Genomic DNA, 26,757 nt, shown 5'->3' with positions numbered 1-26,757 from the left:
TCAGGGCCGGCTCAGGCGGCCGCTCGGAACGTCCGGGGGATGCCGGCCCGGCCGACACTGCCGTGAAGCGGCTCGCCCGCGAGCCCTTCCCGCAGGAACGCCCGCGTCGCCACGAGCGCCTCCAGGTCGATCCCCGTCCTCAATCCCATGCTCTCCAGCAGGAACACGAGGTCCTCCGTCACGATGTTGCCGGACGCGCCGGGCGCGAAGGGGCAGCCCCCGAGGCCGGCCAGGGACGCGTCGAAGTGGCGGACGTCGACGTCGAGTCCCGCCAGCACGTTGGCCAGGCCGAGCCCCATCGTGTCGTGGAGGTGGAGCTTCTGGAACGCCCCGCCCGCCGCCGCGCGGGTCGCGCGAACGAGGCTGCGGATCGCGTTCGGGGCGGCGTAGCCGACCGTATCGGCGAGGCTGACGCGGTCGGCTCCGGCCTGCAACAATGCGGTCGCGACTTCGACCACGCGCCGCTCCGGCACGGCGCCCTCGAACGAGCAGCCGAACGCGGTGGCGCAGGCCGTCTCGACCAGCACGGGTTCATCCTGCGCCCGGAGCCAGGCGACCAGGCGCGCCACCTCGGCCACCTGCTCGTACGTCCCCTTGTTGATGTTGGAGCGGCTGTGGGTCTCGCTGACCGACACCGGAATGACCAGACTCCGGCACCCCGCCGCGTAGGCGAGGCGGGCGCCCGTCTCGTTCGGCACGAGGGCGATGGTCTCCAGGCCGGCGATCGCGACCGTGTGCCCGACGACGTCCGCCGTGTCCGCCATCTGTGGCACGTGCCTGGGCGACACGAAGCTGCCGACCTCCATGTGTGCCACGCCCGCCGCCGCCATCGCGTCGATCCAGCGCAGCTTGGTTGCCGTGGGCATGGTGGCCTTGGCCATCTGCAGGCCGTCGCGGGGGCCGACCTCGTAGATTGTCGCGTGATCCGTCATCGATCGTCTCCTGTCCATTCGTCGCGTCGCGGGCTGGATCGGCCGCGCGGGCCGTCGGTCGCGAACTCGGGAACGGCCGCGACGACCGGCCTCCCGATCGCCGCCGGGCCGCCGGCGCTCAGCCGGCCTTGGCGTCCTCTGCCGCGCGCAGCGACGCGATCAGGGCGGTCTGCGCGTACTCGAGCGCCGCGGTGGTCGTCATGTTGCCCATCGCGTAGTAGGCCTGTCGCCCCACCATCATGGCTCCGCCGCTGCGCCGCTCGAGCTCCGCCACCCTGGCCCGGACGGCGTCCCACAAGCGCTCCGAGGGCACGGCCGCGTTGATGAGGTTGAGCCGGAGCGCCTCGGCCGCGTCGATGCGGCGTCCCGAGTAGAACAGGTCGAAGGCGATCTTGGGCGGCAGCCCCCGCCGGGCGACCGCCATGGCCAGCATGGGAAAGAGGCCGTTCTCGATCTCCGGGTAGGCGTACTGCGCCGTGTCGGCCGCGATGGCGAGGTCGGCCGCCTCGAGCAGGCTCATGCCACCCGCCAGGCAATGGCCGTTCACCGCGGCGACGACGGGGACACGGCTGCGCCCGAGCCGCTCCTGGAGCACCGTGAAGGCGCGCGCGTAATCGAGCTGATCCTGCAGCTTGCCCACCGGGTAGCCGCCGATCCGGCCGCCGGCACAGAAGTACTCGCCCCGTCCAGTCAGGACGAGCGCACGGACAGAAGCGTCCCGATCGATGACGCCGACCTGCTCGATCATGGCGTCCATGGTCGCCATGTCGATCCTGTTGTGATCCTCAGGCCGATTGATCTCGAAGACGGCGGCTGCGCCCTCGCGGCGCACCTCAAGCGTGGCTGGCATGAACCATCTCCTCCCCGGTTCCCTTTTTTCCGCACGGAACCACCGGGGACCCTCTTGCCATATCCTGGATATATCTGCAATATGGTTCGAGGAGATCGAGCATGACGGACGCCATCCCGTTCAAGGGCAAAGCCCCCCACGCCTACCGTGAGCTGAAGCGGCGCATCCTGACGTTCGCGCTCGAGCCGGGGCAGCTGCTGAACGAGGCGGACCTCGTCGACGAGCTGGCTCTCGGCCGCACGCCGATCCGCGAGGCCATCCAGCGCCTCGCCGCGGAGAAGCTCGTGGTGGCGCGGCCCCGCCAGACGCCGTTCGTGGCCCCGATCCTCGCCCACGAGCTCGCCGAGATCGTCGAGATCAGGCTCGTGCTGGAGGTGCCGGCGGCGCGCCTGGCGGCCGAGCGCGGCAGCGCCCAGCAGCGCGAGCGGCTCGGGATGGCGGGCACCCAGTTCCGGGAGCACGCGGGCCGCCCGGACGACGGAACCGGGATCCTGACGAGCGACGCGGCGATCCACGGCCTGATCGCGGCCATGAGCCGCAACACGTTCATGGCCGACTACGCCGAGCGGCTCGCCTCGTTCAGCCAGCGCATCTGGTGGCTCTCCGTCCAGAACACGCATCGCGACGAGGGCTTCGTGCGCTGCCACGACGAGCTGATCGCGACGGTCTGCGCGGGCGACGTCAACGCGGCGGGACGCGCGGCCGAAGCGCACGTCGAATTGTTCCGGACGCGTCTCGGACGCCTGCTGCAGGTGATCCCGACCGGCGCGGTGACCGGGGAGGCTCCGCTCCGCCCGGACCGGAGCGCACCCGGCTCGGCTTAGACGGCGGCCGGCCGAGGCCGGCGCCGCTCACGGACCGGAGCAGCCCACGAAGGCGCCCGGGTAGCCACAGGGAGGACGACGTGACGACATCGCATTCCAGCACGCGGCGAGCCTGGCTGCAGGGCGCGCTCCTCGGCTCGGCCGCCCTCGCGGCGCCCGCGATCCTGACCCGGCCGGCGAACGCGGCGGAGTTCGCGTTCAAGCTCGCCACCACGATCCCGCCGAACCACCCGATCAACGCGCACGCGCAGAGAGCCGCGGACGTCATCGCCGAGCAATCCGGCGGACGCCTGAAGCTCGACGTCTATCCCGGCTACATGCTCGGGAGCTCGACGTCGGCGTTGTCGCAACTCCGCTCCGGAGGCCTCGAACTCGTGACGCTGTCGGGATCGGTGCTGTCGACCCTCGCCCCGGTCACGACGATCTACAACACCGCCTTCGCGTTCAAGGATTACGACCAGGTCTGGCAGGCCCTCGACGGTGCCCTGGGCGAGCACCTGCGCAAGCGCATCGCCGCCGTCGGCCTGCACGCGTTCGACAAGCAGTGGGACCTCGGCTTCCGGCACATCACCTCGGGATCGAAGCCGATCCGGGGGCCCGCCGACCTGCGCGAGACCAAGATCCGCGTTCCGGTCGCCCCGCTCTTCGTCGCCTGCTTCAAGGCGCTCGGCGCAGCTCCGACGCCGATCAACTTCGACGAACTCTACACCGCCTTGCAGACCAAGGTGGTCGATGCCCAGGAGAACGATCTCCTGGTGGTACAGACGGGCAAACTGTACGAGGTGCAGAAGAACTGCGCCCTGACCGGGCATATCTGGGACGGCTACTTCACGCTGACGAGCGCGCGCACGCTGAAGACGCTGCCCGCCGATCTGCGCACGATCCTGGAGACGAACCTCAACAAGGCCGCGATCGACGAGCGCGCCGAGGTGAGGAGCCGGACGGATGCCGTGCGCAAGGAGGTCGAGGCGGCCGGCCTGGCGTTCAACGAGGTGGATCGCGACGCCTTCCGGGCGGTGCTGAAGAAGTCCGGCTTCTACGGCGAGATGCGCGCCAAGTTCGGCGACGAGACCTGGGCGATCCTCGAATCGACGGTCGGCCCGCTCGCATGACGGCCGGGCGCACTCTCGCCGACGGCCCTCGCGCGACCGTGATCGAGGAGATCGTCGCGGTCACGACCGGGCTCGACTGCGGGCGGCTGCCCGCCTCGGTGCTCGCGAAGGCCAGGCTCTGCGTCCTCGACACGGTCTCGGCCTGCCTGACGATCGGCACGACACCCGGGAGCGAGGCGGCCCTCGCAGTGCTGGTTCCGCCCCGGCCCGGGGAGGGCGGCAGCCGGGTCTTCGGCCGCCCGGACCGGGCGGACATGGAGGCCGCGGCCTTCGTCAACGCGGTCTCGGCCGCCGCGAGCATCCGGACGGACACGCACCCGGCCTCCGCGAGCCATCCCGGCATGGTCGTGATCCCGGCCGTCCTCGCGGCGGGCGAGGCCGGCCGCGTGAGCGGGGCGGCGGCGCTCGCGGGCATCGTCGCGGGCTACGAGGTCATGATCCGGCTCGGGCTCGCGGTCATCACGCCCGAGCTTGCCGCGATCTTCCGGCCGACCGGGCTGCTCGGTCCGGGTCCCGCCGCCGCGGCCGCGGCGCGCGCGCTCGGGCTCTCCCGATCGGAAGCGGTGCGCTCCATGGCGCTCGCCTGCCACACGGCGGGCGGCTTCAACGAGTGGGTTCATGCCGGAACCAACGAGCACGTCTACCACGCCGGGTTCGCGGCCCGCAGCGCCCTCGCGGCGGTGCGCCTCGCCCGGGCGGGCGCCCAGGCCGCGCCGAGCGTGCTCGAGGGGCGGTCCGGGCTGCTCGCGGGCTTCTCGGCGCTCGCGCGGGCCGATTTGGTCACGGAGGGGCTCGGGCGCCGCTTCCTGATCGAGGACATCGTCCACAAGCCGACGCCGGCCTGCGTGTTCGCGCAGGCGCCGATCCAGGCCGCCGCCCGCCTGCTCGCGGAGGGTCCGCTCGACCCCGAGGCCGTGCGGCAAGTCGAGATCGCCACCACGCAGCGGGCCGTCCTCTTCCCGGGCTGCGACAACCCGGGTCCGTTCGCCGACCTGACGGCCGTGCAGCAGAGCATTCAGTTCGCCGTCGCGGCCGTGCTGGCAGCCGGCGGCGTTCGCGAGGCATCCTGGAGCCGGACCGACGATCCGCGCGTCGCGCAGTTGGCGACGCGGTGCAGGCTCCTGGCGACCGAAGGCCCGGACCAGGACGGACGCCAGCCCGTGCACCTGCGGGTGTGGCTCCGGGACGGGACGAGGCGAGAGGCGCGCGTCGCGGACTTCCGCTCCATGTCCGAGGATGATCTCGCCTCACGCTTCCTCGCGGCGGCCCGGCCGGTGCTCGGGGAGAGCCGCGCCGAGGCGGCTCTCCGGGGGATCCTGCGCCTGGATGCGGCTCCCGACATCAACGACGTGACCGGCCTCCTCGCTCCGCCCCCCTCGCTCCACCCCTCTCAGGATCGCCCATGACCTCGCAAAAGCCAGCCGGGGCCGGCACGCCCGCGGCCACCACCGGTCCCCTCCGCGGATTGAAGGTGCTCGAGCTCGGCCACTTCATCGCGGCGCCGTTCTGCACGCGGATCCTCGCCGACCACGGGGCCGACGTGATCAAGGTCGAACCGCCCGCAGGCGAGCCGCTGCGGACCTGGGGCGTCCAATCCCGGGGCCACTCCGTCATCTGGTCGCTCCACAACCGCAACAAGCGCTGCGTCACGCTCGACATGAAGGCGGAGGCGTCCCGGCCGGCGATCGAGCGGCTCGTGCGCTGGGCGGACGTGGTGGTGGAGAATTTCCGGCCCGGGCAGCTGGAGCGCTGGGGCCTCGGCTTCGCCGACCTGCAGCGCCTCAACCCGCGGATCATCCTGGCGCGCATCTCGGGCTACGGCCAGACGGGCCCCTACAAGGATCGCCACTCCTTCGGGGCGATCGGGGAGGCGATGGGCGGGATCCGCTATCTCACGGGCTTCCCGGAGGAGCAGGTCGACCTTCCCTCGGTCCGCACCGGCATCTCGCTCGGTGACGACATCACGGCGCTCTACGCCGTCGCGGGCGTGCTGTCGGCCGTCTACGAGCGCGACGTCGCCGGGACGGGGATCGGCCGGGAGGTCGACATCGCACTCTACGAGGGCGTGTTCAGCCTCCTGGAGGGCATCCTGCCGGAATACGGCACCCAAGGCAGCATCCGTCGGCCGCAAGGGTCGGCGATGCCGACCGCCGTCCCGTCGGACACGTACCGCTCGGCGGACGGGCAGTGGCTCGTGATCGCCGGCAACTCGGACCCGATCTTCGTTCGCCTCTGCACCCTCATGGGCCGCCCGGACATGGCGAGCGACCCGCGCCTGCGGACGAACGTCGACCGGCTCCGGCACCGGGCCGAGGTCGACGGCGCGATCGCGGACTGGGCCGCGACGCTGCCCGCGCGCGAGGCCGAGCGGCGGCTGAACGCGGCCGGGATCCCGGCGAGCCGGACCTACACGGTCGCCGACTGCGCCGCCGACCCTCACTTCCAGGCCCGGGAGATGATCTGCGAGGTCCAGGATCCCCTGATCGGCCCCACCCTGCATCCGGGCGTGATCCCGCGCTTCGACGAGGCGGGCGCGAGGGGCAGCATCGCCTGGCCCGGGGCGCCGGTCGGCGCCCACAACGACCAGGTCTACGTTGATCTGCTCGGGTTCACGAGATCCGACGTGGATACGTGGCGGCGAGAAACCGTGATCTGAGGGCGGTCCTATTATCCAAAGCAAAATGATCAATCATAATCACTGAAGTCACGATTTGCTGCGCTGGCGGCGAACCGGCAGCCGGCCATGGACTGATGACAGGTCGCCGGCATGGTCGAGCATGTTCGCGCCGCCATCGATGTCCCGTGCTCTCAATCCCGATCGATGTTCCATCGTGGAGGCAGGATATGACAATACGCCAGGGCATCGTCGGAAATTTTCCACTGAAGCGAGCAGCACTCACCCTGCTGGTGGCGACGGCTTCACTGTGCCTTCGCCCCGCGAGCGCAGCCGACACGCCTGTGATGAAATCAGCCCAACCGCAGGAGTTGCCCTTGCCCGTCCAGATCCTCTCGACCGAAGACGCCGTCGTGCTCCGCAATCCGGGAAAGGACTCCGCCCAGATCGTCTGGCCGGAGAATGCGCCAGACTCCCACGTCACGATCACACGAGTGACGATGCAGCCTGGAGCGCTCTCGGAGCGGCACAGTCACCCGCGTTCGGAGCAGATCTGGATCGTTGAGCGTGGCAGAGCCACTCTCCTGCTCTCCGACGGGAAAACCAAGGAGGTCAAGCAAGGAGACGTCATACGCACACCTCCGGGCGCAACCCACGGGGTCGAAAACACGACCGATGGTATTTTCATTTATCTGACGATGACGACACCGCCCGAGAACATGTCCGGTTTCTACTCGGAGCGCGTTGGCACCCGATAGAAATCGATCCTTCCGTCATGTCGCAACGGCAGGCGCGGTTGCGCGTGCATGGCGGTTCGTGCCGATCCTGACGCAGGCCGTGAACGACCACCCTCTGACACCGGGGGCCGCTTGCGTCCTCCCGGGAGCACAGGCGAACGATGCCGCCCACCAAGCCGGACACGCCGGTCCGGCTTGGTCCCAGATTGCCTGCCGCGAAATCAATCAGCGTTAACTAAGTTCGATATCACCGATTATCAACGACATCATCAGAGTAAAGCCGCCGTCGACACGGCTTTCGCCGAGATACTGCCAGATCATGTTGAAGCGTCTCTCGTGAATTCGGCCACCGCCGACCAGTCCTTCTCCCCGAGCCCCGCCTCGGCGGCGGCCCGCATGTGGGACACCAGGGCAGCGAGCAGCGGCAGCTTGCGCCCGGCTCCCTCGGCGGCGGCCGCGGCCAGCCCGAGATCCTTCAGGCCGAGGCGCAGCCGGAAGCCGGCTTCGAACTCACCCTTCAGGATCTTCGCGCTGTAGTTCTCGTACGCGCGGCTGCCGCCGAACTGTGTCTGCAGCACCAGATCGAAGAACACGGCTGGATCGAGACCACAGCTCTCGGCCAGCACGGCTGCTTCCGCCATGCTCTCGATCGCCGTCGCGATCATCATGTTCCCGGCGATCTTGGCTGCATTGGCGGTTTTCGGGTCCTCTCCCAGCACCCAGGTCTTCCGGCCGATGCCATCGAGCACGGCGCGCGCCTTCGCCACCGCGTCGGGCGCCCCCGCCACCATGATGCCGAGCTGCGCAGCCGCAGCGACGTCCGGACGGCCGAAGACCGGCGCGGAGACGTACCCTATCCCGAGCTCGCCATGCCGCGCATGCAGCTCGTCGGCGAACGCCACCGAAATCGTCGACGTGACGACGTGGACGAGGCCGGCCCGCGCCTGATCCAGGACACCCGGAGCCAGGACCACGTCACGGATCGCGGCGTCGTCGGACAACATCGTGAGAACGACGTCCGACTGCATCGCCTCCCGCGGCTGGTCGACCATGGCGACACCCTCGGGTGGTTCCGCCGGCGAGCGGTTCCAGGCTCGGACCGTATGGCCGGCCCTGGCGATGTTGGTTGCCATCGCCCGACCCATGAGGCCGAGCCCGATCATCCCGACATCCATCGTGTGCCTCCTTGGCGTGGTGCGTGAGGGTTGAGCGAGGGCCGGAGCCTCTCCCCGGAGGCGGTTGATCGCAGCCCTCGCCCGGGGGGCGTGCGTGTGCGGCCCCGGCGGGCCGGCCCGAGCAGGGCCGTCTTCGGCGTCAGGCTCGAGCCCGCGCCTCGGCGGCGCGCCGGACCGCCGCGACGATGCCGTCGTAGCCCGTGCACCGGCACAGGTTGCCGCTGATCGCGCGGCGGATCTCGGCCTCGCTCGGCCGGGGATTGTCGCGCAGGAGTTCCGCCGCGGTCAGCACCATCCCGGTCGTGCAGAAGCCGCACTGGAAGCCGTTCTCGGCCACGAAGGCGTGCTGGATCTCCGTCAGATCCCCCGCACCCTCGATCGTCGTGATGGCGCGGTCCTCCACCGAGAGCGCGAGGACGAGGCAGGACTTCACGACGGCTCCGTCGATCCGGACCGTGCAGGCACCGCAATCGCCGGTGAGGCAGCCGACCCGGGTGCCCTTCAGACCCGCGACATCCCGGACCGCCTCGACGAGCAGGAGGCGCGGATCGATCTCCCGGTCGCATGCGACGCCGTTGATCGTGCAGCGCAGGCGGGACGTGCAGCTCATCGGGGCGTCTCCAGGACGGAACGCAGGGCGCGGGCCGCCATCGTGACAGCGACGGACCGCCGGTAGCCTGGCCCGGCGAGCTCGTCCGTCCACTCGGTCTCGATCCGCCCGCACGCGTCGGCGGCGAGGCGGGCGGCGTCCTCCGGCCCGAGGCTGCCGAGGGGCCACTCGGCGACGACCGGGACCGGCGCCGCACCGCCGAGACAGAGGCGCAGCCGCGGCGCGCCCGGCCCGCCGGCCACGAGGCAGGAGGCGGTGACGATCGGCCAGGAGCTCGCCGCGTGCTTGAGCTTGAGGTAGCGGCTCGGACCCGGCCGCGCGGCGACGGGCAGCACGATCGCCGTCAGGATCTCGTCGGGCCGCCGGGCCGTCAGGAACGGGGCGCGGAAGAAATCCGCCGCCGGCACGAGCCGAGAGCCGGTCGCGCACGCCAGACGGAACTGCGCGTCGAGCGCGCTCAGGCAGCCCGGGGCGTCGGAGGCGGGGTTGGCGTGGCAGGCAGCCCCGCCCAGGGTCGCGAGGTTCCAGAGGCCGGGCCCGCCCGTCACCTCCGCCACCATCGCGGCGAGGAGCGGCACGCGGGTCCGGACCGCCTCGCTCGCGCCGAGCGCGGCGTAGGTCGCACCGGCCCCGATCGTGACGGCGCGGTCCGTGGCCTCGATCCGGTTCAGGCCGAGCCGGCCGGAATCCAGCACGAGGCCCGGGTCCTCGAGGCCGGCCGACAGCGCCGGAACGAGGACCGACCCGCCGCCGAGAACCTTCGCGCCGCCCTCGGCGGCGAGGAGCGCGGTCGCCTCCTCGAGCGTCGCCGGTCGGGCGAACCGGTAGCGGCTGCGGATCACGTCACGCCTCCTCGGCCAGGATCGCCAGCAGGCGCGGCGGCGTCGCCGGCACCGTGACGAGGCGCCGCGACACGGGGCCGAGGGCGTCGCAGACCGCGTTGGTCATCGCCGCGAGCGCCCCGCCGAGGCCCGACTCGCCGCCGCCCTTCATGCCGAGCGGATGGAACGGGCTCGGCGTCGACATGTGGCCGACCCGGATGGGCGGAAGGTCGGTCGCCCGCGGGAGAAGGTAGGTCTTGAAGCGATCGCTCGTCAGCCGCCCGTCCTCCGCGTAGGTCGTCTCCTCCCAGAGGGCAGCGCCGATGCCCATCGCGATCGCACCCCTGATCTGCCCGGTGACGAGGGCCGGATTGACCATGACGCCGCAATCGTGGACCGCCGCTACGTCCAGCACCGCGACCCGGCCCGTGCCGCGATCGAGTTCGATCGCGGCCGCGTGCACCGAGTACGGGAAGGAGGAGTAGGTCGCGATGCGGCCGGCCTCGTCCGGCGTGACGCGCACGTTGCGGGCCCGGTAGCTGCGCGTCGCCTCGAGCGGCAGCTCGATCCCGTCTCCCACGGTGAACGGATGGGTGTGGGCGCCGAGGGCGAGCGCGGCGAGGCCGATGCTCCCGCCGCCCGGAGCGTGCGCGCGGCCGCCGGCGAAGCGGATGTCCTCCGCGCGGGCCTGGAGAACGTTGCCGGCGCACACCGCGAGCTTGGCGCGCAGGTCGCTCGCCGCGAGGTGGGCCGCCGCTCCGCCGTACAGGAGGGCACGGCTGCTGGCGTTTCCCGTCCCGACCGGGACCGCGTCGGTGTCGCCCTGGACGACGCGGATCGCCTCCGGCCGCAGACCGAGAACGCCGGCGACGAGCTGCGCGATGCCGGTCTCGTTGCCGCTGCCGGGCGACGTCACGCCGAGGGCGACCTGCACGTCGCCCGTCGGCGACATGCGGATGCTGGCCGTCTCGAACCCGCTCGGGAAGGCCCCGGGCCGCGCACCGCCTTCCGGGGTCAGCTCGAAGCCGATCCCGATGCCGATGCGCGTCTCGCGAGACCGCGCTTCAGCCTGGCGCTCGCGCCAGCTTTCGTAGCCGAACAGCGCCCTCAGCCGCGCGAGCGCCTCGGAATAGTCGCCGCTGTCGACGTTCAGGCCCGACGGCAGCCGCCGCGGCAATGCCTTCGACGGGACGAGGTTGCGGGCCCGGACCGCCGCGGGATCGAGACCGAGCGCGCCCGCCAGGAGGTCGACGGCGCGCTCCATGACGAGGTTGGCGATTTCCTTGCCGTAGCCGCGGACGGGCTGCCAGGGCGCCTTGTTGGTCGCCACCAAGGTCGCGTCGACCTCGATGTCGGGGACGTCGTAGACGGTGGGGAACACCGTCGCGGTGATGAGCGGCATGGTCCAGCCATTGCCGGGGCCGATCGTGCCGACGTCGGCGACGAAAGAGTCCCGGAACGCGAGGATCCGGCCGTCCGCGTCGCCGGCGATCGCGAAGCGGTGCGTCTGCTCGCGGCAATGCCCGCGCATCGTGTCGCGCCGGTTCTCGACGTAGGCGACCGGCCGGCCGAGGCGCCGGCTGAGCAGCCCGACGAGGACCTCCTCCGTGTGGCCCGCCATCTTGAAGCCGAAGGCGCCGCCGGCGGCGGGAGCCACGACCCTGACGTCGGTCTCGCGCAGCCCGAGCGAGGCGGCGACCTGCCAGCGCGTGGTGTGGGGGTTCTGCAGCGTGCCCGTGAGCGTGAGGCGGCCCAGGCGCTCGTCCCAGGCGCCGAGGTAGCACAAGGGCTCGATCGGCGCGGCCGTCGAGGGACGCACCGCGATCTCGCCGTGCACCACGCGGGCGGCAAGGCGGAACGCCCCCGCCGGGTCGCCGGCCGTGACCCGGTCCGAGGCGACGACGTTCGAGTCCCAGCCGGGATGGACGATCGGCGCGGCCTCGCCGAGGGCCTCGTCCGCGCTGCGGACGGCCCGGAGCACCTCGTAGCGCACCGCGAGCCGGTCCGCAGCCGCCTCGGCTTCGTGCTGGCTCTCCGCAACCACGGCGGCGACCGGCTGGCCCGCGAAGTGCGCGATGCTGTCCGCGAGGCAGCGGCCGAGGATCGCGCGGTCGGCGTGCGGCGGCCGGAACGGCAGCGCCATCGGCATCGGCGTGCACAGGCGCCCCGCCTCGGCCCCGTCGACGACCGCGACGATCCCGGGCATCCCGCGCACCGCATCGGCGTCGATCGACACGATGCGCGCGTGAGCGTGCGGCGAGCGGGCGAGCGCCACGTGGAGGGCGTCCGCCGGGATCAGGTCGGCCGTGTAGCGGACCCGCCCAGCCGTGTAGGCGTGTCCGTCGAGGCGCGCGACCGAGCGGCCGATCCACGTCTCGGCCGTCCCGTCTGCCCCCTCGGCGAATGTCGTCGCGTCCATCAGAGGTCCGTCTCCGTCCGGGGCGCCGACCGGGGTCGACGCCGTCGATTGTCCCGCTCGGATTGTCTCAGCTCTTCATCCTGGCCATGCCCTCGAGCGCGAGGCCGTAGGCGAGCAGGCCGTGCATGCGCGACCTCAGCTCCTCGGTGAGGGCGATCCGCGTGTAGCGCCGCACCAGCTTGGGCTGCTGGAGCAGCAGGCGGCCGAGCTCGCGAGCCCGCTCGAGCAGTCTCTCGGGCGGCAGGACTTCGGCCACGAGACCCATGGCCTGCGCCTCCGCGGCCGTCACCTTCTGGCCGGTGAGCAGGAAGTAGCGACCACGGTTGAGGCCCATCAGGAGCGGCATGATGATGTGCATGCCGTCGCCCGGGACCATGCCGCCTGGGAAATGCGCCGTGTCCTGGAAGTAGGCCGTCTCGGAGGCCAGCACGATGTCGGCGACGAGGGGGATCTCGGCATGCCGCACCGCCGGCCCGTTGATCGCCGAGATGACCGGCGCCTCGATCGCCAGCAGATGCGGCAGGATCTGCTTGCTCTCCCAGAAGATCGGGTCGTAGCTCTCCGGCGTCATGATCTTGCGGTTGGGATGCTGGCCGGGCGCGATGGCCGGACCGCAGAACTCGTCGCCGGTGCCCGTCATGATCACGACCTCGTTGCCGCGGTCGCGCCCGACTTCGAGGAAGGCGGCCTCGAACTCGTTGTGGGCGAGCAGGCTCCAGCGGAGGGGGCCGCCGTCGGAGTGGAAGTGCATCTCCAGGATGCCGTCCTGCCGCTCCATCCTGATCGTCTGGAAGCGATCCTTGTAGGTGTCGAAGGTGGTCTCGACCCGGTCAAGCGTCGTCATGCTCATGGGATGAACAAGCCCTTATCGATATCATTCTTCGAATATCGCGACGGCCCGCGTCCAGCCGGCTGATGCGGCGTGGATCTTCACGGGAAAGCAGGCGATGCGGAAACCGTGCGGCGGAAGCTGATCGAGGTGACGCAGCTTCTCGATCTGGCAGTACTCGACCTCGAGCCCCGCCTTGTGCCCTTCCCAGATGATGGAAGCGTCCCGGTCGCGCGCGTAGCGCTCGGCGACGAACCGGAACGGGGCATCCCAGCTCCAGGCATCGGTGCCGACGACCCGGACCCCCATCGCGGTGAGGTGCAGGGTCGCGTCGCGGCCGATGCCGCAGCCGCTCTGCGGGAAGGCGGGCGTGCCGAAGCGTGCGCCCGCCGCGGTGTTCACCACGACGATGTCGTAGGGCTGGACGACGTAGCCGACCCGGCTCAGCTCCCGGTCGATGTCGTCGGGCGTGACGATGTAGCCGTCGGGACGGGACCGGAAGTCGAGCTTCACGCCGGGCCGGAAGAACCAGTCGAGCGGCATCTGGTCGATGGTCCGGCTCGGCGTTCCGTCCGCCATGCGCGACCCGTAGTGCCAGGGGGCGTCGACGTGGGTGCCGTTGTGGCTCGACAGCCGAACGCTCTCGAGCGCGAATGCCTCGCCGCCGATCAGCTCCTCGGCCTTCAGGCCATCGTAGCGCTTCTGCAGCATCGGGACCGTGTCGGCGTGGCCGATGTAGTCCACCTGGAACTCGTAGCCCGGCGGGTCGGAGGGCACCCCGTTCTCGATCGACATGGAGATGTCGACGAAGCGTTGCATGATCGTCTCCCTGCTCTCTGTTCCGTCCAGCCCGGCCACGGCCGCGCGGCCGGCTTGCCACACTTCACGCCGACACCGTCGGGCCGCTCTCGCGGGCAGCCCGCGTCGCGCGATCAGGCGCGCATGCAGGTCTCCCGGAGCATGCCGGGCCGCACGGCGGCGAGGATGACGACGCCGCCGACCGCGAGGATGCCGGCCACGAGCCAGTTCCCGAGCACGAGACTGCCCGTCGAGGTCTTGATCCAGCCGAGCGTGAAGGGACTCACGAAGCCTCCGACCAGGCCGAGGCTGTTGATGAAGGCGATGCCGCCGGCCGCCGCCGAGCCCTTCACGTAGCTCGTCGGGATGGCCCAGAACTGCGGCACCGTGGTGATGATGCCGAGCGAGCCGATCGACAGGAGCACGAAGGACATCACCACGTTGCCCTGCGCGTAGACGAGGCCGATCAGCGAGAGGGATCCGACGAAGGCCGGCACGGCGCAGTGCCAGCGGCGCTCGAGGCGGCGATCCGAGTGGATGCCGATGAGGATCATGCCGACGACGCTCACGCCGTAGGGAATGGCCGTCAGCAAGCCGACATGGAGCGGGTTCGCGATGCCCATTTCCTTGACCAGCGTCGGCAGCCAGAAGCTGATCATGTAGATGCCGCAGATGAAGCAGAACCAGCTCAGCGAGAGCGCATAGATCTTCGGATCGCGAATCGCCGCCAGGTAGTCCCCGAGCCCGTGCCCGTCGGAGGCATCGGCGTTCTCGATCGCGAGGTTCCGCCGAACGAGGTCCTTCTCCTCCTGGCTCAGCCAGCGCGCGTGATCGGGTTTGTCGTCGAGGTAGGTGAACACGAACAGGCCGACGAGACAGGTCGGAAGACCCTCGATGATGAACATCCACTGCCAGCCCCGCAGCCCCCAGACGCCGGCCATGTCGGTCATGACCCAACCCGACAGGGGACCGCCCAGAAGCCCGGCGACCGCGAAAGCGCTCGAGAAGATCGCGATGATCCGGGCCCGGTACGCACCCGGATACCAGTAAGTCAGGTACAGGATGATGCCAGGGAAAAATCCCGCCTCGAATATTCCAAGCAGAAATCGCAGGAGATAGAACAGCCAGGGCTGATGCACGCTGGCCATGGCAGCCGAGATGAGGCCCCAGACCACCATGATGCGCGTGATCGTCCTGCGGGCGCCGATCCGCTCCAGGAGAATGTTGCTGGGCACCTCGAACAGGAAGTAGCCGACGAAGAAAATTCCGGCCCCGAGGCCGTAGATGGCATCGCTGAAACCGAGGTCAGCCTTCATCTGCAGCTGCGCGAAGCCGACGTTGATGCGGTCGAGATAAGCCATCACGTAGCAGAGGAAGAGGACCGGGATCAGTCGCCAGGTGATCTTGGCGTAGATCGCCCGCGGCTCGTCGGCGGTGGCGACCGGCGCGTCCGCGCGACCGGCCTCGATGTTCGTGGCGCCCATGGTCCTCCCCTCCCGTCGTTGCCCGATCCTTGATATTGATTGATCGATCAGTCAATAGGAAATCGAGCGTGGCCATGCGTTTCGTGTGAGCCCTTGGATCGACGAGGCGGTGGCTTGCGCTGTCACCCCGGGCATCCCATGAACAGGCGGTTCGCGGCTCGCAGACGGAGGATGCCTTGCAGAGGGCGTTGAGAAGACCGGTCGGTCGCCCGGCGAGCGCGGAGCCGAACGGGCTGGCCCGCACGGCGATCCTCGATGCCGCCGAGCAGGTGTTCGGCGCCCAAGGCTTCGATGGCGGCAGCATGCGCGAGATCGCGCAGATCGCCGGCATCGCGCAATCGCTGCTGCATTATCATTACGAAAACAAATTGGCGCTCTATGAGGCCGTCTTCGAGCGTCGCGCCAAAGTCATACTGCAAGTGAGGAAGGAGAAACTTGAGATCCTTTTTGACAGCCGGACGGAAGTGCGCCTGGAGCAGGTGCTCGACGTCCTGTTCATGCCGCTGGAGCGATTGATCGGCGAGGATCGCGGCAAGCTTCGCTACTACGTGCAGATGCTGGCCGGCGTCACGATCTCGGGCCATGAGCGCTCGATCGAGATCGTGAAGCGGTTCTACGATCCCTCGGCCGAAGAGTTCATCACGGCCTTCGAGCGGGTGCTGCCGGACCTGACGCGGGAACGCGCGGTCTGGGCCTACCTGTTCGCGATCGGCGCCCGGATGCAGGCGCACGCTCCCAACAATCGTGCTCTCCGGCTCGGGGCTGATCCGGACACGCGGCGCCCCTATGAGCTCCTCGTCGAGTTCGTGGCAGCCGGGATCCGCGCACTCCGCTTGGAGACAACGTCATCGTAGCGCGATTGATGTGAAGCGAGCCCGTCCATTGACTGGCAACAGGGGCTGCTTCCGGCCATACGTTTCGCAGGCTGGGCTCGCGCGGCATCGCCGGCACCGATGGGCTTTCGCATGAGTGCGGCTCACGGACATCGCCGGGACGATGCGGGACAGGTCCGGGGCGGCATGGGCCGCCCGTCGCGGGTTGTTCGATCCGGTCGCAGCGGCCAGCATCACGGCCGACGTCCATGACAGCAGCAGGTGAGCCGTGACAGAGATCAAGCGCCCGGTCGGCCGCCGGGACTGGCGCACCCGGCTGATCCAGCCGGAGGTCGGCGCTCCGGGCGGCTTCGTCTCGCTCGTTCCAGCCGTGCACCGCGGCTCGACAGTGGTGTTCGAGCGCCTCGCTGACGCTCAGGACGACTGGCGGACGGGCCGCTACACCTACGGCCTGTACGGCACCCCCACGGTTCTCGAGCTCGGCGCGCGGATCGCCGACCTGGAAGGCGCGCACCACAGCTTCGTCGTTCCCGGCGGCCAGGCCGCCATCGTCCTCATCTATCTCGCCTTCTGCACCGCCGGATCGCACGCGCTCGTGCCCGAGAGCGCCTACGGACCGAACCAGGAACTCGGCCCTGGGCTGCTCGAGGGGCTCGGCATCACGGTCGAGACCTACCCGCCGACCATCGGCGCCGGGATCGCCGACCGGATCCGCCCCGCGACGAGGCTGATCTGGTGCGAGAGCCCTGGCTCGATCACGATGGAGGTGCAGGACGTGCCCGCCATCGTGGCGGCCGCGCACGCCCGCGATGTGCCCGTCGCGCTCGACAACACCTACGCGGCCGGGATCCTGTTCGACGCCTTCGCGGCCGGCGTGGATCTCTCGATGCAGGCGCTGACCAAGTATGTCGGTGGCCACAGCGACCTGCTGCTCGGCAGCGTCTCGGTCCGGGATGACGCCGCCTATGCCCGGGTCGGCCCCGTGCACAGGCTGCTCGGCCTCGCGGTGTCTCCGGACGATTGCGCGCTGGCGCTCCGCGGCCTGGAAACGCTGGCAGTGCGGCTCGCCGCGCTCGAGCGCTCGACACTCGCCATCGCGACCTGGCTGAAGGCGCGGCCGGAGGTCGGAAACGTGCTGCATCCCGGTCTCCCCGACTGCCCGGGTCACGCGATCTGGCAGCGCGATTTCACCGGCTCGGCGAGCGTGTTCTCGTTCGTGTTCGCCGACGAATGGGACGCGGACCGGGTCGCACGGTTCGTGGACGCGCTTCGCCTCTTTCGCATCGGCTACAGCTGGGGCGGGACGACCAGCCTCGTGATGGCCTACCCGGCGCCCGGCTCCAACGCGCGATCCTACGGCGCGCGCCTGGTACGGCTCAACGTCGGCCTCGAGGCGACGCAGGACCTCATCGGCGACCTCGAGCACGCGCTCGCGCTGGCCGAAGGCGAGCAGGGATGACCGCTCTACCTCGCACGCAGCCCTCGGTCCCCCTGTGGCGATCCGTCCAGAACACGATCGTGTCCCTTCCACCTCGCGAGACCCGCCTCGGTCGGCGCCCGTGACGCGAGAGCGTGGCGCCACCACCGATGTCGGGACGACAGGGCAGGATGAGCGGCAATGTCCTGGTTGCCAGCGTAGACCCTGTGGCTGCGCGGCTCGATGATGCGGCTTGAAGCCGAGGCGGCGAAAGCCGGGGAGGAATGATGCAACAGAGATGGCCGTTGCTTGATTATGTGCGCCTGATCGCTGCGTCGTCAGTCATTTTCTCACACGCATTCCTGATAGCGGAAGGCAGCGAAGTCAATGAGCCGCTGGTGCGCCTGCTTGGACCTCACAACATCGTAGGCATCTATGGCGTCTTCACGTTCTTCATCATCAGTGGGTTCCTGGTCACCCTCAGCGCGAAGAGAACCTCGAATGTTTTTCGATTCATGTGGCACCGGGCAATCAGGATCTATCCCGCTCTTTTTGCCTGTCTCTTGATCACGTCACTGATTATCGGATCCATGTTCACTGTAGTATCTTTGTTCGAGTATCTCTCCGGTCTATATTTTCTCAAGTACACCGTAAGGGGTATTTTGTATCTACAGCCATGGTCGGTCTCAACCGTGGTGTTCTATACCGACCCTGGCCGTGTCGGAGAGGGCCTGAATGGCTCACTTTGGACGATCCGATATGAACTGATGTGCTACGCACTGGTGGCGCTTCTGCATTTTGCCCGGTGCCTGACTTGGCCGGTGGTGATGTTCCTGTTCATAGGAGCGCAAGCCCTGTTGATTTCCGGCTGGCCTGACACTTGGCGGCCGCTGCTGGCCGATTTCTTCTTTGTCTGCCCTTCCTTCCTGGCAGGCGCTCTGCTCGCGACGATCCGTCAAGGCAAGGAACTCCCGGCCTGGCCCATGCTGGCATGCGCGAGCCTTCTCCTGGTTGGACTTGCTTCCGGCACGGTCATGGCATTGTTCCCGTTGATCGGCGCCTACCCAATCATAAGATTGGCGACTTTCCAGACAGCACGGGTTCCGAGCCTGCAAAAGTTTGGCGACATTTCGTATGGCATGTATCTCTTTGGATGGCCGTTAGAGCAGATGATACGCGGTTCGATCGGGATGAGCAGCTGGTGGGCGGTGTTCGTGCCGTCGATCGTGCTGGCGGCGCTGTGCGGCTATGCCTCCTGGCACTTGATTGAGAAGCACGCCCTCAAGTTGAAGGATATCAAGTGGCCTCACGTCCCGATGCTCGGCACGGCGAGGCGATAGGATGCCGTGCGGACTCAGCACGCATCACGGAGAGCAACGCCAGCCGGAGCGGGCGTGATCCTTCTCGTGCTCACTCCGCCTGCTGCGCTCGGCATTGAACGCGGAGCCTTGGCGCAAACGAGACATCTCTCCGGGCGGAGGGGGGGCTACGAGGGAAGAGCCCGCACGCGCCTCGGGGCCGACTGGCCCACCTCCGGGCGTCCGCGCGCGTCGCCTGCAACGGGAAGAGGCGCCGAGCATGCCGGTGGCGGCATGTCGCCGATCGGCGCGGTGAGACAGGGCGAGAGCTCGGGCCTGAGCCTCGACAGCGGCGAGGGCGAAGGCGGCCTGCCAAAGGCGGCAGGGTGAGATGGGCGATGCGGGTGGCCAGCAGCGGCACCGGCGTGTGCCCGGCGTCCGGCTTCGACGCATAGTCCCATTCTCGGAGCCGCAACACTCCAGGAGCCGGGCGGGCAACCTCTTTGCGGCTTGCTCTCCGGCGCTCAACTGCTATACAGTGAATTCGTAATAGGTGGTCGCTGTATGGCGAGGGACAGACGCGTTGCGCGGCCTTGCCGAGTGGCCGGGCAGCACCGGCTGCTTCATGGCAAACTGATGCGATGCGATCGTTGAACAACACTCATCAGAGGATGCCGTCGCGCACGACAAGAGGCAAACAAGATGGCAACTGGCGCAAAGCAAATGAATCCGAATCGTAATGCCCCTCAGGATGACGCGGCAGCGGCAATTCGAGCCCACGTCCGCAAGCGAATCCTCGAGCTTGCCCGCAAGGCCGGAGCGAAGACCTGAACGCGAGTTGCATCGGAGGGTGGTTGCAGCAGCCCAGCGGGCAGAGATCCGGCACGACAGACCGCCGAAGCTGCGGTACTCCGCCAACTCAGGTGCCTACGGAAGAGATGCAACCAGACTGACCGCGTGCCGCCCCGTTGATGACGTCGCCCGACTTCCGTTCAGAAACATTAACGAATCGATCATCATGCCGGCACGGCACAGTTCCTCGACCGTCGCGCTCACCATGGCTGATGCCACCGACGATCGTCAGTGGAAGTCTAGATTCTGAAGCGGCGCGGTATGATGCGCGATGCCGACGAGCCCCACGTCCGTGTGGATGTCTGACTCCGGTGGCGCATAGGCCGGGGCCGGAGAATGCTGCGGCCCGGTGCTCGGGGCGAACACCAGCATACCGTCCGCATCGACTCCCGCGATCTCGACAGCCGCATGTGCAGGCGGATGGCTCATGTCGGCCGGCGAGACCTCGGCGTTCGCTCCGCCCGAGGCAGCGGGCGCGGATGCCGCGTGCGGGCCGTTCGCGGCTGGATGGCGGATGTCGGCTGCGGCGATCTCGGGGCTCGCTTCACCCCGAATCGTCGGCGACGGTCCCGCCTGTGCGCTGCCCTCGGGCGGAGCGCCCGAACTCGATGGAGAGACCTCGGCGCTCGCCTTGCCCAGGGCAGTCGGCGAGGGCACCGCCTGTGTGCCGTCCGCAGCCGAATGGCCGAGGCTCGGCGCGGAGACCGCATCGCTCGCGCCACCCGGGGCGGTCGGCGAGGCCGCCTGTGTCCCGGCCGCGGCCGGATGACTCACTGAGGCTGCCGAGACCTCGATGCTCGCCCCGCCCGCAATGGCGGCCGAGGGGGTCGCCTGTGCACCGTTCGCCGAGGGACCGCTCAGATCAGCTGCCGAGACCTCGACGCTGATCCCGCCCAAGGTGCTGGGCGAGGGTGCCGTCAGCGTGCCGTCGACGGGCGAATGGCTCACGAGCGGATGGCCCACATCGGCTGCGGAGCCCCCGACGCCGACCCCGCCCTGGGTCGTTGCCGAGGCGGTCACCTGCGCGCCGTTCGCGGAAAGATGGCTCACGTCGGCTGCCGGCACCTCGACGCTTGCCCCGCCGACGGCGACCGGTGAGGCTGCCGCCTGTGTGCTGCCCGGAGGTGAGTGGCCCACATCGGCTGCGGAGACCTCTGCGCTCACCCCGCCCAGGGTGGCGGGCGAGAGTGACGCCTGCGTACCGTCCGCGAGAGAATGGCTGACATCGGCCGCCGAGGCCCCGACGTTCGTTCCACCCTGGATGGTTGGCGAGGGCGCCGCCTGTCCGCTATCGGCGAGCGGATGGCCCACATGAGGTGCGGAGACCTCGGCGCTTGCCCCGCCCGAGCCGGCCGGCAGCGTCACCGCCTCGGCACCATGTGAAGGCTGAGCATCCTGCGCGGCCACGATCGTGGACGAGGCAGGCGGCAGCGCGACGCCACCCACGGGGGTGGACGACGATGCGGTCTGTCCGCTGTCCGCAGGTGAGTGGCCGGAACTCGACGGAGACGCTCCACCGCTCAACCCACCCAGGGTGATCGGCGGGATGATCGCCTGCGGGATACCCGCAGGCGGATGGCCGGGATCAGCTGCGGAGACTCCGTTGTTCAATCCAGCCGGAGTGGTTGGCGAGATCGTCACCTGCGCGCCGGTCGCATCCGGATGGCTCGCGTCGGGCGCGGAGGCCGCGACGCTCACCCCGCCCGGGGTCGCGGGCGCGCTCGTGACCTGTGTCACGCCCGCAGGTGGATGGCTCACGCCGGCTGCGGAGGCCGCGACGCCCACGTCCCCCGTGGTGGTCGGCGCCGTCGCCGCCTGGGTGCTGCCCGCCGCGGCGTGGCCGGAATTCGATGGAGAGACCTCGGCGCTCGCTCCGCCCGGGCCGGTGGATGACGTCGCCGTCGGTGGGCTGTCGGCGGGCGGATGGCTCGCATCGGCTGCGGAGACCGCGAGGGTCGCTCCGCCCAGGGTCGTCGGCAGGACCGTCACCTGCGCGCCGGCCGCAGCGGGATGGCCCGCATCGGTTGCGGTGACCCCAACGCTCGCACTGCCCGGGCCGGTGGGCGACGTCGCCGTCGGTGGGATGTCCGCCGACGGGTGGCTCACAGCAGTTGCGGCGCTCTCGGCGCTCACGCCGCCCGTGGTGGCCGGCGAGGTCGTCGCCTGCGTGCCGTCCCCGGATGGCTGGCTCGCACGGGGCGTAGAAGAGGCCTCGACGCTCGGCCCGCTCGGATTGGCGGGCGACGTCGCCGTCTGCGCGGTGCCCGCAGGCGGATAACCCCCGTCGCTTGCGGAGACCCCGACGCTCGCTCCACCCAGGGTGGCGGGCGAGGAAGCCGACGGTGCAGCGGCCGTGGCCGGATGGCTCCCATCGCTTGCCGCGACGGCGACGCTCACGCCGCCCAGCGCGATGGTCGAGGTGACCACCGGCGTGCTGTCCGCAAGGGGATGGCTCACGCTCGAGGCAGAAACCCCCGCGCTCGCCTCGCCCAGGCCAGTGGGCAAGGGCGTCGCCTGTGCAGCGTTCGCGGGCGGATGGCTGACACCGGCTCCCGAGAGCGCGGCGCTCGCATCGCCCGTCGCGGTCGGCGAGGACGCAGCCGGCGCGTTGTCCGCAGGCGAATGGCTCGCAGCGGTCGCAGCGACCTCGGCGTTCGCGTTGCCCAGGGAGTTGGAGAGCACCGTCCGTGCGATCTCCGCGGAGGCGTGGCTCACATCGGTCGTGGCGCCCTGGACGCCCGCTCCCCCCGTGGTGGCCAGTGACCCCGTGAGGGTCAGTGAGGCCGCCGTCTGCGCGCTACCCGCAGGCGAGTGGCCGAGATCGCTCGCGGAGACTCCAGCGCTCACCCCGCCCCCGGCGCTGGGCGAAGCGGCCTCCTGCGTAGCGACCGCGGGTGACTGGCCGAGATTCGATGCCGCGACCGCAACGTTCGCTCCACCCGGAGTGGTCGACGCGTGTGCGCTGGCCGCGGGCGCATGGTTCCCATCGGCTGCCGAGACCTCGACGCCGGCACTGCCCAGGGTGGCGAGCGAGGTCGCCGTCTGCGCACCGCCCGTGGTCGGATGGCTCGCGTCGGTTGCGGAGACCCCGACGCTCACGACCCCGGCGGCATTTGGCGAGGTCGCCGTCTGCGCGCTGTCCGCGGAGGCATGGCCGGAACCCGATGGAGAGACGTCGGCGCTCACCCCGCCAGGTGCGCCTGGCGCGGCTGGCGCGGCTGGCGCCTGAGCGCTGTCCGCGACCGAGCGGCCGAGGCTCGATGAGGAGACCGCAACGCTCGCGCCAGCCGTGGTGGCTGGCGAGGCCGCCTGTGTCCCACCCGCGGGCGGATGGCTCGTGTCGCCGACGGAGACCCCGAGGCTCACGCCGCCCAGGGCGATGGGCGAGGCCGATAGCTGCGTAGCGACCGTCGGTGCATGGCTGGCACTGGTTGCGGAGACCTCGACGACCACGTCGCTCGTCGCGATTGGCGTGAGTGCAGCCTGCGGGGTGTCCGCAGAGGCATGACCGGAACTCGATGAAGAGACCTCAGCGCTCGCGCCGCCTGCGGTGGTCGGCACCGTCGTCGCCTTGCCAGCCAGTGAGGGCTGATCGCCCTGCGCGGTCGCGGTCGCGGCAACCGCGAGCGTGACACCGCCCAGGGTCGTGGGCGAGGGCACCGCTTGCGCGCTGGCCGGGACGGAATGGCCGGAACTCGACGCAGGAACCTCGACGCTCACCGCGGCCAGGGCGGCGGGCGGGGCCGGCACCCGCGCGCCGCCGGCAGCCGAATGGCCCGCATCGGCTGCGGAGACCTCGCCGCTCGTCCCGCTCAGGGTCGCGGACGGGATCGCTGCCTGCGTGCCGTCCGCCGGCGCGTGGCCGGAACTCGCTGCGGAGACCTCCGCGCCCGCCCGGCCCGGCGTGACCGGCGAGGTCACCGCCCGTGCGCCGTTCGCGAGCGAATGGCCCACCTCCGCCGCATTGACCTCGACGCTCCCCCCATTCAGGGCGGCGGGCAGCGTCGCCGTCACGGCCACGAGGGAAGGCTGGCTGTCGGGCGCACCCGCGGTCGAGGCGGCCGACAGCGGGACTGCGCCCGCGGAGGCTGGCGAGGCCGCCGCCTGTGTGCTGCCCGCCGCCGGGCGGCTCGGGTCGGACCCGGAGATCTCGGCGGCGCTCCCTCCCCCCGGGGTCGCTGGCGTGGTCACCGCCTGCGCGCTGGCCGCGGGCGAACGGCTCGCACTCGCGACCAGAACCTCGGCGCTCACCCCTCCCGAGGTCGTCAGCGAGGAACCCGACCTGGCACCAAGTGAAGATTGGTTGTCCTGCGCCTCCGCCGTCGTGGTCAAGGCTGACGGTGCCGTGGCGGTGCTCGGCTGCGTGAGTGAGCTCGAGCTTCTGTCAGGGAGCGGCGCTGACACGGACAAGGCAGTGGCAGCCACGGTACGCGGAAGCGCGGCTGGCGCTACGGTTTGACTGTGGCTCTGGGAACTCGAATCGGCCATCGATGCCGCCGAGGTACTGGCTTGCTTTGCATCCACACCACCGTCCGCGGCGCTCGACGCGTCCTGCGCTGCACCCTGAGCATGGCTCTGGGAGCTCGAATCCGCCGTCGCCGAGGACGGAGCGTTCGCTTGCTTCGGGTCCGCACCGCCGTCCGCCGTGCCCGAGCCATCCTTCGAATGACGGTTGCCGGGTGACTGTCCCGCCGCGGCGTGGGGATTGCCCGCCTCGACACCTTTCAACCCGACGTGCCCATCGGCCTCGATGCTTGCGGGCTTGATCGCCGTCACCAGCTTCAGAAGCTCGGAACCGTCGAACCCGGTCTCGGGCCGGCTCTGGTGGATCGTGCCGATCTGCTCGAAGCCTGACGGCCCCGCACCTTTGTGCCCTTGATTCTCGATGTCTGCGGCGGCGGCCGACGCGCGCTGAGCGGCCCGCTCCTCCGCGCCTCCACCGCTGGCTGCCGGAGTGACGGGCAGCGACAGGTCGGTCTGTGCCTGGTGGTCCGTGAGGCTGCCGGTCTGCTCGGTCAGGAGCAGCTCGGGATCGGACCTCAGCTCGAACCCATCGGCCGCGACCGCGTGCGAGGCGAACATCATGGCCGAGAACACGATCGCTTCGATCTGTCTGCGCTGGTCGCCCTGCTCGTGGGTCTCGCCGGAATCCCTGGCCTTGGACGGCGGGAGGTCCGACGCTGGCGCCGCGTCGCCGCCGCTCGCCACGGGCACCGGCGGCATCGGTTCGCTCGACCCGACGGAGGCGACCTCGCTGGCGGAGGCGTCCTCGCCCGTGAGGATCAGCGCCGCCGCAGCGACGATCGCGGTCAGCAGGGCCGCCGGATGGACCACGAGCTTGGTGCCGGCCGCCCGTTGCGGAATCGGCAGGAGCGCGGGGTATTGTGCGGCGATCTGGTTGAGGAGCGCGCGGAAATCGGAGCCGCGCATCGGGTGGTCCAGCGCCTCGGACGCCACCACGTAGCTGCCGTCGATCCTGGCGAAATGGATGATCGCGTCGCCGTCCGGCCGGCAGAAGGCGAACCAGGGATCGGCCTCGTCGCTCAGGCCCTGCTCGCTGCTGATCCGCATGCCGGCGCGGATCAGAGCGGCCTCGACCCGGTAGAACTCGGCGAGTTCCTGCTGGGACCAGTCTCCTCGCGTCGTGGAAGCCGGTCGGAAGAAGGAGACGACTGCGCCCATGGCGACCTTACTCCCGGGGCCTGAGCGGCCGCCCGACCGGCGCCCCGCGGCGCGCGGCGGTCGACCTTGGCATGCGCGGCAGATCGATACTAACGCTCATGGAAGGCATGTCCCATCGCGTCGAACAAGGGTGCGACCAGGTAGTCGAACGCCGTTCGCTCCCCGGCCGACACGACGACCTCGGCCGGAAGCCCCGCCAGCAAGCGGCGCTTCACGTCGTCCGGAACCTGGTGGTCGTCGATCTCGACGATGCCGGAGAAGTAGGCCTGCTTCGTGGTGTCGTCGATCAAGCGGTCGCGCGACACGGTCTTGAGCGTCCCGAAGATCGCGGAGGTCCGGCGCGTCTGGAACGTCGGGAACTTGACCTCGGCCCTCAGACCGGCGTGGATGGCCTCGAGGTCGTTGGGTGAGAACTGCACGCTGATCACGAGCCGATCGCTCGTGGGGACGATTTCCATCAGCGGCTCGCCCGAACGCACGACCTGCCCGATCGTATAGACCTTGAGGCCTTGAACGACACCGCCGTGCGAGGCGCGGACCTCGTGTCGTCTGAGCACATCCTGGGCGACGAGAAGCTTCTCGCGAAGCTCGGCGATCTTCTGGCGCGTCTCCAGCAGCTGCGCGGTGATGGTTTCCTGCAGCTTCTGCTTGAGCTGCGTGATCTGCATCCCGGCCTCGCCGATGGCGTTCTGCGCCTTGGCGGCCTCGGCCACCGAGCGTCCGATCACGCCCTCGAGCCGCGTGCGCTCACGCTCCATCACGAGGAGACGCGAGAGCGAGACGAGGTTCTTCTCGCGGAGGGTGCGCAGGCCATCGAGTTCCTGGTTGATGAACCCGACCTGGGCTTCGACCGAGGCCTTCTCGACAGCGAGTCCCCCCTTCTCGGTCCTCAACTGGACGATGCGCGCGTCGATGAGATCGAGTTGCGACTGCAAGGACCTTCGCCGCTCCGCCAGCTGGATCGTCTGGTCCTTGATCATGCGGGCGATCCCGGCCTCGTCCCGGCGCCCGGCGAGCTCCGGCGGCAGGTCCAGCTCGCTCGCCTGGTCCTGTTCGGCGCGCAGCCGCGCCTCCAGGAGCAGGGCGGCGTCGAGCTGGGTCTTGAACAGATCCGCACTCGCACGGGATTGAAGGGGATCGATGCGCAGGAGGACGTCGCCTTCCTGAACGATCTGGCCATCCTTCACCAGCACGTCCAGCACCATGCCGCCCTCGAGGTGCTGGACGACCTTGCGGCTGCTCTCGGCGATGATCACGCCCGGACTGATGACCGCCCGATCGAGGCGGACGACGGCCGCCCAGCTGCCCATGACCCCGAAGGTGGCGGCGATGAGGGCGTAGCCCGCGATCGCGTACCGTCGCCAGCTCGTCAGGCCGACCGCGTGCCGCGGCGCGATGCCGCCGCGCCGGTCCGCGGCGAGGCGGGACGAGTGGGCGACGCGCGATGGTCCGGCGGATCCGTTCGTCATG

Annotated in this window: 19 protein-coding genes; 8 read left to right on the top strand and 11 right to left on the bottom strand. The window is 69.9% G+C overall.

The window, feature by feature from the left end; genetic code table 11:
• Window positions 1-11: 11 nt before the first annotated feature.
• A complete protein-coding gene (locus DT057_RS08840; protein ID WP_162501359.1) occupies window positions 12-932 on the bottom strand; it encodes a hydroxymethylglutaryl-CoA lyase in 921 nt (306 codons plus the stop codon).
• 118 nt (window positions 933-1,050) lie between these two features.
• Complete coding sequence (locus tag DT057_RS08835; protein ID WP_128561715.1) at window positions 1,051-1,782, bottom strand: enoyl-CoA hydratase/isomerase family protein; 732 nt, start codon at window positions 1,780-1,782, stop codon at window positions 1,051-1,053.
• 101 nt (window positions 1,783-1,883) lie between these two features.
• Here DT057_RS08835 and DT057_RS08830 point away from each other — a divergent pair, with 101 nt between their 5' ends.
• The 5 genes from DT057_RS08830 to DT057_RS08810 all read left to right on the top strand — a co-directional run bounded on the left by DT057_RS08830 (window position 1,884) and on the right by DT057_RS08810 (window position 7,090).
• On the top strand, window positions 1,884-2,606 hold the full coding sequence (locus tag DT057_RS08830; protein ID WP_128561714.1) for a GntR family transcriptional regulator: 723 nt from the start codon (window positions 1,884-1,886) through the stop codon (window positions 2,604-2,606).
• A gap of 80 nt (window positions 2,607-2,686) precedes the next feature.
• On the top strand, window positions 2,687-3,718 hold the full coding sequence (locus DT057_RS08825; protein WP_128561713.1) for a TRAP transporter substrate-binding protein: 1,032 nt from the start codon (window positions 2,687-2,689) through the stop codon (window positions 3,716-3,718).
• Window positions 3,715-5,124, top strand: coding sequence for an MmgE/PrpD family protein (locus DT057_RS08820; protein WP_128561712.1), 1,410 nt, complete (start codon window positions 3,715-3,717; stop codon window positions 5,122-5,124). The genes DT057_RS08825 and DT057_RS08820 overlap by 4 nt, the downstream gene beginning before the upstream one ends.
• The gene (locus tag DT057_RS08815; RefSeq protein WP_128561711.1) at window positions 5,121-6,374 is read left to right on the top strand and encodes a CaiB/BaiF CoA transferase family protein; all 1,254 of its coding nucleotides are present in this window, start codon (window positions 5,121-5,123) and stop codon (window positions 6,372-6,374) included. The genes DT057_RS08820 and DT057_RS08815 overlap by 4 nt, the downstream gene beginning before the upstream one ends.
• A 188-nt stretch (window positions 6,375-6,562) precedes the next feature.
• Window positions 6,563-7,090, top strand: coding sequence for a cupin domain-containing protein (locus DT057_RS08810; protein WP_162501358.1), 528 nt, complete (start codon window positions 6,563-6,565; stop codon window positions 7,088-7,090).
• A 296-nt stretch (window positions 7,091-7,386) separates the two neighbouring features.
• Here the strand turns inward: DT057_RS08810 and DT057_RS08805 are convergent, their stop codons facing one another.
• The 7 genes from DT057_RS08805 to DT057_RS08775 form a co-directional block, all read right to left on the bottom strand.
• Window positions 7,387-8,244 carry an NAD(P)-dependent oxidoreductase gene (locus tag DT057_RS08805; protein WP_128561709.1) on the bottom strand — a complete coding sequence of 286 codons (858 nt, stop codon included), beginning with the start codon at window positions 8,242-8,244 and terminating at the stop codon, window positions 7,387-7,389.
• Window positions 8,245-8,383: 139 nt separating this feature from the next.
• Window positions 8,384-8,854, bottom strand: a complete 471-nt coding sequence (locus tag DT057_RS08800) for a (2Fe-2S)-binding protein (RefSeq protein WP_128561708.1) — start codon at window positions 8,852-8,854, stop codon at window positions 8,384-8,386.
• Window positions 8,851-9,696 (bottom strand): FAD binding domain-containing protein, encoded by an 846-nt coding sequence (locus DT057_RS08795; protein WP_128561707.1) that lies wholly within the window; start codon window positions 9,694-9,696, stop codon window positions 8,851-8,853. Before DT057_RS08795 ends, DT057_RS08800 begins: the two co-directional genes overlap by 4 nt.
• A 1-nt stretch (window position 9,697) precedes the next feature.
• Window positions 9,698-12,094, bottom strand: coding sequence for a xanthine dehydrogenase family protein molybdopterin-binding subunit (locus DT057_RS08790; RefSeq protein WP_128561706.1), 2,397 nt, complete (start codon window positions 12,092-12,094; stop codon window positions 9,698-9,700).
• Window positions 12,095-12,161: 67 nt separating this feature from the next.
• Complete coding sequence (locus DT057_RS08785; RefSeq protein ID WP_238313900.1) at window positions 12,162-12,938, bottom strand: enoyl-CoA hydratase/isomerase family protein; 777 nt, start codon at window positions 12,936-12,938, stop codon at window positions 12,162-12,164.
• Between the two features lie 30 nt (window positions 12,939-12,968).
• Window positions 12,969-13,742, bottom strand: a complete 774-nt coding sequence (locus tag DT057_RS08780) for a cyclase family protein (RefSeq protein ID WP_128561704.1) — start codon at window positions 13,740-13,742, stop codon at window positions 12,969-12,971.
• A 113-nt stretch (window positions 13,743-13,855) separates the two neighbouring features.
• Window positions 13,856-15,205: an MFS transporter gene (locus tag DT057_RS08775; protein ID WP_128561703.1), complete on the bottom strand. Its 1,350-nt coding sequence runs from the start codon at window positions 15,203-15,205 to the stop codon at window positions 13,856-13,858.
• A 176-nt stretch (window positions 15,206-15,381) separates the two neighbouring features.
• On the opposite strand from DT057_RS08775, the gene DT057_RS08770 reads away from it, so the two are divergent.
• The 3 genes from DT057_RS08770 to DT057_RS08760 all read left to right on the top strand — a co-directional run bounded on the left by DT057_RS08770 (window position 15,382) and on the right by DT057_RS08760 (window position 18,795).
• Window positions 15,382-16,059, top strand: a complete 678-nt coding sequence (locus DT057_RS08770) for a TetR/AcrR family transcriptional regulator (protein ID WP_162501357.1) — start codon at window positions 15,382-15,384, stop codon at window positions 16,057-16,059.
• A 247-nt stretch (window positions 16,060-16,306) separates the two neighbouring features.
• The gene (locus tag DT057_RS08765; RefSeq protein WP_238313898.1) at window positions 16,307-17,497 is read left to right on the top strand and encodes a cystathionine beta-lyase; all 1,191 of its coding nucleotides are present in this window, start codon (window positions 16,307-16,309) and stop codon (window positions 17,495-17,497) included.
• A gap of 245 nt (window positions 17,498-17,742) precedes the next feature.
• The gene (locus tag DT057_RS08760; protein ID WP_162501356.1) at window positions 17,743-18,795 is read left to right on the top strand and encodes an acyltransferase family protein; all 1,053 of its coding nucleotides are present in this window, start codon (window positions 17,743-17,745) and stop codon (window positions 18,793-18,795) included.
• A 1,038-nt stretch (window positions 18,796-19,833) separates the two neighbouring features.
• On the opposite strand, the gene DT057_RS35445 is transcribed toward DT057_RS08760, so the two are convergent.
• Entirely contained in the window at window positions 19,834-25,287 is a 5,454-nt protein-coding gene (locus DT057_RS35445; RefSeq protein WP_162501355.1) for a hypothetical protein, read from the bottom strand.
• Window positions 25,288-25,376: 89 nt separating this feature from the next.
• A complete protein-coding gene (locus DT057_RS08750; protein ID WP_128561700.1) occupies window positions 25,377-26,756 on the bottom strand; it encodes an HlyD family type I secretion periplasmic adaptor subunit in 1,380 nt (459 codons plus the stop codon).
• Window position 26,757: the final 1 nt, after the last annotated feature.

This window comes from Methylobacterium crusticola, assembly GCF_003574465.1.
In the GTDB taxonomy this organism is placed as follows: domain Bacteria; phylum Pseudomonadota; class Alphaproteobacteria; order Rhizobiales; family Beijerinckiaceae; genus Methylobacterium; species Methylobacterium crusticola.
The sequence above is the reverse complement of the archived record's forward strand: the minus strand, read 5'-3'. Positions and strand labels throughout refer to the sequence as shown.